This is a genomic window from Labrys miyagiensis, assembly GCF_030160835.1.
Classification (GTDB): domain Bacteria; phylum Pseudomonadota; class Alphaproteobacteria; order Rhizobiales; family Labraceae; genus Labrys; species Labrys miyagiensis.
This window is the reverse complement of sequence record NZ_BSPC01000012.1, coordinates 1-2,620: the sequence shown is the minus strand read 5'-3', so window position 1 is coordinate 2,620 and position 2,620 is coordinate 1. Positions and strand designations below refer to the sequence as shown.

Below are 2,620 nucleotides of genomic sequence, written 5' to 3'. Positions count from 1 at the left end.
CTTCAGCCAGAACATCAGCGGCATCAGCACGACCGGTGCGGTGGGCGCCGCGACGGCGCAGACCACGGTCGCCGGCGCATTGACGGCGCTCGACGCCAATACGACGAACCTCGCCAACATCGCGGTCAAGTATGACGCCCCCGGCGGCAACAAGATCACCCTGGGCGCCACGGGCGGGGCCGGCGCCGGCGCGCCGGTGACCATCACCAACCTCGCCAACGGCGCGGTGACCTCGACTTCGACGGACGCGGTGAACGGTTCGCAGCTGAACGCGACCAACACCACGGTGAGCAATCTCAGCAACACCACCAGCGCGCAGGGCAACTCGGTTGCCACGAATCTCGGCGGCGGCTCGACCTACAACACCACCACGGGTGTGGTGAGCGCGCCGACCTATACGGTTGGCGGCAACACCTACAACAATGTCGGCAGCGCGCTCAACGCGATCAACACGACAGGCATCAAGTATTTCCACGCCAATTCGGGCAAGGCGGATAGCACGGCGAACGGCACGGACAGCACGGCCATCGGTCCGAATGCCATAGCCACGGCTGCTGCCACGGGCGGCATCGCCATCGGCCTGAATTCCAACGCCAGCGCCGCCGGGGCCATCGCCATCGGCCAGACAGCTTCCGCCAGCGGCGCCAACGGCGTCGCCATGGGTGTGAGTGCGGTCTCCGGCGCCACCGGCCAGAACGTGGCGATCGGTTCGGGCGCCAACGCCAATGCCGGCTCGGCTACGGGCGGTGCAGTCGCCATCGGCCTCGGCCAGAAGGCCCTCGGCGACGGCGCCGTTGCCATCGGTGATCCCAACACGGCCAACGGCACAGGCGCCGTGGCGCTGGGCGCCAACAATGTCGCGGCCGGCGACACCGGCGGCGCTTCGGCGGCCAACGGCGCCGTGGCGCTCGGCAATGGCAACTTCGCCATCGGCCAGGGCTCCGTTGCCCTCGGTAACGGGTCGAATGCGGCGGTCGCCGGCTCGATCGCCCTCGGCGATACGGCCAAGGCCTCGGCCAGCAAGGGCGTGGCGCTCGGTTCGGGTGCGACGGCCACCAACGCCAATGACGTCGCTCTTGGCGCGGGTTCGGTGACGGCCAACGCCGTCAACACCGCCGGCACGACCATTGCCAACACCGCCTACACCTTCGCCGGCACCAATGCGGCGAGCACGGTCAGTGTCGGTGGCGGCGGCGTGGTGCGCACCATCACCAATGTCGCGGCGGGGCAGGTCAGCGCCACCTCGACGGATGCGGTGAACGGCTCGGAACTCTTCGCCACCAACCAGGCGGTCAACGCTGTTGCCACCTCGGCGACGACGCTCGGCAACAACATCAACAATCTGGGCAACAGCACTGCCACGACGCTGGGCGGCGGCACGACGTTCAACACCACGACGGGCACGCTGTCGGGCTTCAGCCAGAACATCACCAACATCACGACCACGGGCGGTGTCGGCACCACGACGGCGCAGACCACGGTTGCCGGGGCGCTGACGGCGCTCGACGCCAACACCACGAACCTCGCCAATATCGCGGTCAAGTATGACGCGCCCGGCGGCAACAAGATCACCCTGGGCGCCACGGGCGGCGCCGGCGCCGGCGCGCCGGTGACCATCACCAACCTCGCCAATGGCGCGGTGACCTCGACCTCGACGGATGCGGTGAACGGCTCGCAGCTGAACGCTGTCGCGACGACGGCGAACAAGGGCTGGAACGTCAGCTCGAACAACGGCACGACCACCAGCAAGGTGGCGCCGGGCGACACGGTCGACTTCAACAACTCCGACAACAACCTCGTGGTCAGCCAGACCGGCAACAGCCTGACCTTCAACCTGGCGAACACGGTGACGATCGGCAGCACCACGATCAACGCGGCCGGGGTGAGCATCGCCGGGGGCCCGAGCCTCACCACGGGCGGCGTCGATGCCGGCGGCAAGAAGATCACCAATGTCGCGCCGGGCGCCCTGACGGCGACCTCGACCGATGCGGTCAACGGCTCGCAGGTGTTCGGCCTGGTCGGCAACGCCACGGCCAATGCCGTGCAGTATGACGACGCCACCAAGAAGACCATCACGCTCGCCGGCGGCGCCGGCGGCACGCTGATCACCAACCTGACCAACGGCGCGGTGACCTCGACCTCGACCGACGCGGTGAACGGCTCGCAGCTCTTCACCGTGCAGCAGACGGCGAACAAGGGCTTCAACGTCACCACGGCGGCCACCGGCACGGGCACCGTGACGGGCACGGCGGTCACCAACATCGCGCCGGGCGACACCGTGACCTATACGGCCGGCAACAACATCGCGATGACGCAGACCGGCAACACCATCGCCATCGCCACCAGCCTGACGCCGACCTTCACCAGCGTGACGGCGGGCAACTCGCTGCTCGACACCAACGGCCTGACCATCACGGGCGGCCCGAGCGTGACGACGGCCGGCATCAACGCGGCCAGCAAGGCGATCACCAATGTCGCGAACGGCGTTGCGGCAACCGACGCGGTGAATCTGAGCCAGTTGAACGCGGTGGCCTCGTCTTCGACCACCAACATCGACAATCTGGGCAACTCGACGGCCTCGACTCTCGGTGGCGGCACGACCTTCAACACCACGACCGGC

At 68.1% G+C, this 2,620-nt stretch carries 1 protein-coding gene; it reads left to right on the top strand.

All coding sequences use genetic code 11. The annotated features are described in order from the left end of the window. Positions 1-2,620, top strand: a 2,620-nt coding sequence (locus QQL24_RS07545) for a beta strand repeat-containing protein (protein WP_431310653.1), incomplete at both ends; no start/stop codon positions are given.